Here is a 7,438-nt window from a genome sequence, read left to right as displayed (position 1 = left end):
CGGAATGCCCCATCAAAAAATGGACCGAACGGCGAGCAGCGAATTGACGTACGCAAGGGCCGCTCAAGCAAATACGCGCTTGAGTAGAAGTAACTAGCGTTGTCTGCCGGAGAGAACCTGATTGTCCGTGCCGTCAACAGCACGCGACAGAGGGTGAGCGGAATGCAAAATGCTCAAGGTGCTAAAATCTTTTTTCATTGCAGCGCCTCCTTCGAATGACGAGTTGGCGGCTTAAACTAAATTTATGCGCAGCTTAAATCGGCTTTAACTACGAAAGTATGACACGACCTCAGATAGGCTACAAGCGCTTTACTCCTTGCAGTTTATCGACAACTCGTCGAAATAAATTCCGGTTGAAACACGACTGTGGCTGCAACCCGACACTCGTGACGATGATCAGTTCCACTCTGGAGGCGTGTGCCACCCCAATAACTTAGGCGCAGAGCCCGGCTGAAAATTTGCCAAAATACGCAGCTCCACCTTATGTATCCTGAGGTTGTAAATGGTGCGGATGCCACGAAACGAAAGCATGCGTTGCGTGAGAGCGGCTCCGATACTGGGCTGCCTCACCGTTTTTTGTAGAGCGTGAGAGACCGGGAATCTTTTGGTCGGTCGTGCGGCGTCCCGGATGACACTGCACCCAGGGCGCCACCGATCAGCGAAGAACTGCGCATTTGCGCTGCATCATGCTGCAAGTTGAACGCTGCCCCGCCATGCTCGATCGAGGAATGTTCGTCGTTGCGCGAACGTGAAGTCGGTGAGCGACGAGAACGCCGACCTTTGGCCGGAAAATGCAGCATCCGGGATTGCCGGACTCACGGAGCCATTTTGGGCGGAGGCGTGTCACCCGCGTTAATTGCAATCTGGCCGATTTTCGCGGATTTCAACACGAACATGGGTAAAGGAGCTTGGCGTGGCTCGCCAATGTTCCAGGCGGAGATAGAGCGCGGCTCGCCTTCTAGATTTCCCGATCGCCGGCCGAAGAGATCCGGACACGGAAGCCTTTTGCCTCGATGGCGCGGATCAGCTGTTCGAGGCTCATCTCGTCCGGCCGCATCGAGAGCTGGTCCGAGGGACCTTGATCCTGAGTATTTACAATGTGAACACCGTCCTCGAGAAACTCGGCGCTGACGTTAAGTACCTTTGCCACGGCCTTTATGGTAGCGGGCTTGGGCACCCTGCCGCGCTTCTCCCAATGCCAAATCGCAGGGGGCGTCACGTCAATCCGTCTCGCTAGCTCCGTGATGGTCATCGACCGCTCTTCTCGCAGCTGTTTCAAGCGCGAACCGAAGTTGGCAATCGTCTTGTTCTTGAATTTAGCCACCTGTAAATTCCATTTGCATGTGTGGGAATCGGCATTAACGACTATAGGCAGGTGAGATTACGGTCTCGTTCGTTTTCAAGTCAATCATCGATCCATCGGCTTTCGCCTTCGGAAACCGGTGCGGTTCGTCGCAATCCTGTGCAATCGGTCAGCCCAACTGCCCTCTTCGGTTTCGTTCAGCCGGCTAAGTATGCAAGGCCCGAGCCACAACTGGAAAGATAATTTCGCTCAGCGTCACGCGTTCCTAACTCCATAGCTCGACGCTGGCCTGACACGTGACCCCGGCTGCGGACGGCCGCTCCGCCGAGGGAAAGGGCGGCGGCCATTCGGTTACGCCCTGTAATGCCTCGGCGGCGTTAAGTAAACAGGCAAGGCAGCCCCCACTGCCCCTTCACGCGATTGATCGGCGGTCGCTCCAATGTCACTATGCACCGGATTGGGCAGAGTAAGAGTTTGGCCGGACGGGCTTTTCTTTGTCGCGGGACATAGCCCGGCAGAGGGGATTGCGTGACCATTTGGCGGCGTTTTTTATGTTGGTTGCGGCCGGAGCTGTTGCTGTCGACCGGGGCGCTTTTTGCTCTTGCGGCTCCTTGCGCCGCGCAGACGGCCGGGACCCGTCCCGCAGCAGAAGGTCCGGACGCTCCCAAGCGCATCGAGCATCGCCAGCCTCTGATCGACATCCTTGCACACATGTCCGGCAAGTGCACGACGCTCAAGATCGCGGGTCGCAGCTACGCCTGCAAGGCCGTTGCCTACGCCCACAACGAAGCCGGACGTGTGAGCTTCGCGGTGGCGATCGAGGATCCGGCGGACGACGGCCACGTCGTGTCTTTCTCCGGCGAGAAGGGAAAGCGCTTCGACGACAATTCCTACGAGCTTCCGATCGATCGGATGCTCTTGAATTCCAGGCATCGGCCGAAGGTCCACGGGCTGCCGGTGCCCGCGGAGGAGGCATCGACCGGCATCTGCCGCCAGTTCGGCAACTTTGCCGCGCGGCGGGTCTCGAGTGTCACCTGCACTGCAACGGACTCGCGGGGAGAGAGCTATGAACTGCAGTTCGTGTCGGACGGCTCGCCCATCGGCGTTCGACGCGTGAGGCAGTCAGCCGCATCGATCGACGACCCGTTTAAATAATCCTGCAGCTGAATAGTCCTGCAGCGACACTGACAGGTTTTCTGCGCTGCCCTTACGCGCCGAGATTTGGCCGCCGCCACGCCAAGCACGTTCAAAACAATGCGGAGAATTGCCCCGAGCCGGCCACACGCATCCGAATTGGAAGCCCGCCACTGAACCACGGCCAACGGGCTGCGTCCCTGCCCCTCCGATCGTGCTGCGCCCTATTTCTGGCGGAAGGAGTGATTGAAGGACATGATCAGCGGGCCGACGAGATATTCAAATGCCGTGCGCTGGACGGTCGGGATCATGACGGTCGCCGGCATTCCCGGATAGAGCTTGACGTTCGGCATGGCCGCAAGCTCGTCCTGATCTATCCGCACGAAGGCCGTGTAGTACGGGTTGTTGCTCTTGGGGTCGGTCAGACGATCTGCCGAGACCTGGATTACATCACCATGAATGATCGGCACGATCCGCTGCTTGTAAGCCGTGAGATGAACTTCCGCACGCGCGTTGGGATGCACGTCGCTGATGTCCTCGACCGCCACTTGCGCCTCGATTGTCAGCCCATCCTGCTCCGGGACGATGTCCAGGATCTTGTCGCCGCGCTGTATGACGCCGCCGACCGAAAAGACGTTGAGGCCGACCACCTGGCCGCTATAGGGCGCGCGGATCTCCATGCGCCCCAGGACCGCTTTAGCGTTCATGGCTTTTGGGATGACCTCCAGAATCTTCGCTTGCGTGTCGCGCAGGTCCTTGGTCACGTCGGTCATTCGATCATTGTCGAGCTGCGCCATTTGCTGCTCTTGCTCGGCAATTGCCTGGCGGGCTTTGGCAATGTTGGCGTTGGAATCCGCGATCTGACCTTCGAGGCCGTAGGCGGTACGCTCCAGTTGCAGAATACGCGGGCGCGCGATCAGGCCCCGCTCGACGAGCGGCGCGATATCCTTTGCCTCGCTGTGCACGGAATTGATCTGGTCGGTAAATGACTTCACCTGCGCCTGGGCGCCGACAATCTGCGAGCCGAGCTGGTTGATCTTCTCGCGAATGACGCTGCGCTGTCCCTCCAGCGCGGCCCGGCGGCTCTCGAACTGGCTGACCTGCCCGTTCCAGACGCTCTTGAGATAGGGATCTTCGGAACGCGCCTTCAGATCCGACGGCATCACGAGCGCGGAGCCGTGATCGAGCTCGGTCAGGAGCCGAACCTCCGTGGCACGAAGCACGGCCCATTGCTGCGTCAGAACTTCGTATTCGGCGCGCGCCTGGGTCTCATCCAGCACGATCAGCAGGTCACCGGAACGGACCTTGTCGCCCTCCCTGACCCGCAGCTCCTTCACGATGCCGCCGTCGAGGTGCTGGACGCTCTTGCGATTGCCCTCAACCTTGACGACCGCGTTTGCCACGACGGCGCCGTTGAGTGGCGCGGTCAACGCCCATGCACCAATCCCGCCGAAGAAAACGGCAACAATGACCCAGCCGGCGAGAGAGATACGCCTGATCGAGTCGCTAGGCGGTCCAGCGGGAAGACCGGCCCGGCTGCCAGCAGCGGCGAGATTCCTGGGTGTTCCATCTAGAATGGCCATTGGGCGAGCCTAGCTGCTGGAGCCTTGCACGGCGTGAACGGGTACAGGACGGGTCAGCCGTGCCATGATCTCGGCACGAGGCCCGAACATTTCGGCGACGCCATCTCTGAGGACGAGAATCTTGTCGACGACCCCGATGGTCGCCGGCCGATGCGAGACGATCACAACCGTCGTCCCGCTTTTCTTCAGTTGCACGATACAATCTGCCAGAGCGACATCACCTTCGGCATCGAGGTTCGAGCTCGGCTCGTCGAGCACGACGACGCTTGGGCTGCCATAGACGGCCCGGGCCAGACCAATCCGCTGGCGAAAGCCGCCGGACAGAATGGCGCCGCCTTCTCCGACCTGGGTGTCGTAACCGTGCGGAAGCCTCAGGATCATTTCGTGCACGCCGGAGAGTTGGGCGGCGAGGATGACCTCCTTGTCGCTCCCCTCGTCGAAGCGGCCGATATTGGCGGCGATCGTGTCCGAGAACAGCTCGATATCCTGAGGCAGGTAGCCGACATGGTCGCCGATCGCCCGCTTGACCCAGGTAGAGACATCGGCACCGTCCAGTCGCACGGCACCGGCCGAAGGCGTCAGCACGCCGACAAGCTGGCGCGACAGGGTCGATTTCCCGGCCCCGGATGGCCCGATGACCCCGAGCACCTCTCCTGCCTCTACGGCAAAGGTGATGCCGCGTAGAATGGGCTTGGAGCTTCCGGGAGGAACGAAGCTGAGCGCTTCCACCGAGACGTGCCCCTTGGGCCTGGGCAGCGCGAGGCCGGCATCGAGAAGAGGATGCGCCGTCAGCAGCTCACGAATGCGCAGGAACGCAGCACGCGCCGACACGAGACTACGCCACGATCCCACGATCTGCTCGACCGGTTGCAGCGCGCGGCCGAGCAGAATGCTGGCCGCGAACATTGAACCGACCGTCGTGACCCGCTCGATCACGAGATATGCGCCCAAACCCAGGATCAGCGATTGCATGGCAAGGCGCAGGAAGCGGATCAGGCTCTGGATCGCGGCGGCACGGTCGCTTGCAGCGACCTGGCGCTCGAGCATCCGGTCGCGGTCCCTGCTCCAGCGCCGGAGGAGACCGCCGGTCATGCCCATGGCACGGACGACCTCGGTGTTGCGCAGGCTCATTTCGGTGAAGCTGTAGCTGCGCGCGGCGGCTTCACTGGATTCCGTGAGCGGCAGCTTCACCAGCCACTCACTCAGCAGTGCCATCAGCACCAGGATGACCGAACACCCCAGCGCAAAGGCCCCCAGAAACGGATGAAGGGCGAAGATCACTGCGATGTAGATCGGCGCCCAGGGCAGATCGAAGACGGCGTGAATGCCGGCCCCGGTGACGAACTGGCGAAACGTATCGAAATCGCGGAGCGCCTGGCTGCGGGCGCCGCCCGCGCTGGCCGAGCGATCGATGATTGCCGTCATCACGCGCGAGGCGATCTTGCGGTCAAGGCGGATGCTGGCGCGGGTCAGGACCCTCGCACGAACTGCGTCCAGCCCGGCCAGCGCCATGAACGCCAGCAGCAGCGCAATCGTGAGCATCAGCAACGTGATCTCGCTGGCGCTCGAGATCACGCGGTCATAAACCTGCAGCATGTAGAGCGGGCCGGCGAGGTAAAGCAGGTTAATGGCAAGGCTGAAGGTGCCGGCCGTCACGAAATAGCCCTGGCATGTCTGCACGAGGCGCCGGAGCTCGTCCGGCCTTTTGAAAGGCGCGCTCACACAATCCGGCGGAGACCCGCCCCTCTAATCAAAATGACCGCCGGGGCGACAACGCCCTGGCCGAAATAAAAAGCCTGCCGGCAGTCGTTACAATTCTCGTCAAATCGAGAACGATGATTAGCACAGTCCCTGGGCGCCGCGAAATCAATCCTCACCGGAAAGGTAAAGGCCCCTGTGGAAGTACGGATTTTCTCGGAGTTAAGGGATTTATCTCGGGTGAAGCCTACGTAAATCCGCCCAGGCGACGGCGACAGCCAAATGGGCGCAGACGCGCGACGGGACACGGGTTCGCGTTCTCGCGGAACACCGTGCGCCTGAGACGACCACGCAATCAATCAAGCCATCCGATTGCGGAAACAGGTCTCCAAACGCATTTTGCGAAAGCCAGGTCCCAACGGAGGGTTCCCCGTTGGGACTTTACTGGCGCTCCGCCTAGACCGAACCGAAGTTGTTATAGTGATCAAGCTGACTATGCAGCGTACTCGCCGCGAGATCAGTATGAATCGGCTGTCCAAGCACCACCACATCGATCGGGCTAGTCCACAGCGGTGAGCTCGTGCCGACAGCACCGCTGGAAAGGTCGTCCTTTACACTCAAGGTATGGAAATCCGCCGATGTTGTCGAAACGCCCGGTTTTGCCTGGGTAGCTTCGAACCAATAGACGGACTGGTTGATATCGTATTTCGCGGTGCCGGCAGTGCCATCACCGATCGCGTTTCCTTCGAGGTAGTTCAACCAGGTCGCGACCAGATCCCGGCCCAACATATAGCGCCCGTCCTGGACCTGCTTGGCCGAAGCGTTCAACAGCGTAAGCGCGTCAGCCGTCGAGATGAACAGCACGTTTTCGCCAGGGTCCTGGATTCCGTCCTTGTCATAATCGCCGATCAACAAGCCCGTCTTGTCGGAACTGTTGATGACGCCGTCATGATTGGAATCCACTGCATAGGTAATTTCACCATTGGCAAACCCATTTGTACCGGCCTGCTTTGGCTCATTACCTACGATGCCGTCCCAGAACTTGGTCCATTGATTTCCACCCGTGCTCTGCGCCCAGAAGCCTGGCGTCCGCACGCCCGGCCCCAATTCGACCGGAATATGGGCGTCGTCGCTATCGGGACCAGTCTCGTTGGTTGTCACACTCGCCACGTTGTCGAGGCTGCCGTCACCGTCGACGCCCTGGCTGTCGAGTTCGCCTTGGGTCAGCGTGTGCTTATACGTATATGTCCACGTCTCTCCGACATCGAGATTGCCGTCGCCGTCGGTGTCGCCGCTAAACGTGTTCGTCGCACTGTTGAAGTTTGTGAGGTCCAACGGCGCACCGCCCTCGAACACGTCCGTTACCACCACGCCCGTCAATACCACGTTGCCGGTATTTGTAACGACAACCGTGTAGTCGATCAGATCGCCGGCATGATCGGCGTGGCCATCTTCAACCACCGCCGCTTTGGTAATTGTAAGATCGGGCTTCAGCACGATCGGCACCGACGCCGTCGCGGTGTCCGGATCGGTCTCGTTCGAATCCGCCGTGGCAAGGTTGTCGATGTCGCCGTCGCCCGTCACGCCGTTGCTGTCGATGTCATCCTGAGTCGCCACATAGCTCGCGGTGTAGGTCCAGGTCTCGCCGACATCGAGCTTGCCGTCCAAGTCGGTGTCGCCACCCACGAAGGTCGCGCTGGTCGTTCCGCCCGCCTCGACC

The 7,438-nt window shown here is 60.4% G+C and carries 4 protein-coding genes and 1 pseudogene; 1 reads left to right on the top strand and 4 read right to left on the bottom strand.

Going from position 1 to position 7,438, the window contains the following annotated elements:
* Window positions 1–958: 958 nt before the first annotated feature.
* Window positions 959–1,324, bottom strand: coding sequence for a helix-turn-helix domain-containing protein (locus GGD63_RS10680; RefSeq protein WP_183241536.1), 366 nt, complete (start codon window positions 1,322–1,324; stop codon window positions 959–961).
* A 507-nt stretch (window positions 1,325–1,831) separates the two neighbouring features.
* Between GGD63_RS10680 and GGD63_RS10675 the strand changes: the two genes are divergently transcribed.
* Window positions 1,832–2,458: a hypothetical protein gene (locus tag GGD63_RS10675; RefSeq protein ID WP_409334054.1), complete on the top strand. Its 627-nt coding sequence runs from the start codon at window positions 1,832–1,834 to the stop codon at window positions 2,456–2,458.
* 203 nt (window positions 2,459–2,661) lie between these two features.
* On the opposite strand, the gene GGD63_RS10670 is transcribed toward GGD63_RS10675, so the two are convergent.
* The 3 genes and pseudogenes from GGD63_RS10670 to GGD63_RS10660 all read right to left on the bottom strand — a co-directional run.
* The gene (locus GGD63_RS10670; protein WP_183241534.1) at window positions 2,662–4,020 is read right to left on the bottom strand and encodes an HlyD family type I secretion periplasmic adaptor subunit; all 1,359 of its coding nucleotides are present in this window, start codon (window positions 4,018–4,020) and stop codon (window positions 2,662–2,664) included.
* A gap of 9 nt (window positions 4,021–4,029) precedes the next feature.
* Window positions 4,030–5,742, bottom strand: coding sequence for a type I secretion system permease/ATPase (locus GGD63_RS10665; RefSeq protein ID WP_183241532.1), 1,713 nt, complete (start codon window positions 5,740–5,742; stop codon window positions 4,030–4,032).
* Window positions 5,743–6,174: 432 nt separating this feature from the next.
* Window positions 6,175–7,438: pseudogene (locus tag GGD63_RS10660) on the bottom strand (DUF11 domain-containing protein); the annotation flags it as partial.

Source organism: Bradyrhizobium sp. cir1 (genome assembly GCF_014198245.1).
GTDB lineage: Bacteria > Pseudomonadota > Alphaproteobacteria > Rhizobiales > Xanthobacteraceae > Bradyrhizobium.
Note: the sequence above shows the minus strand (reverse complement) of the source record. Positions and strands in the feature narration are given on the sequence as shown.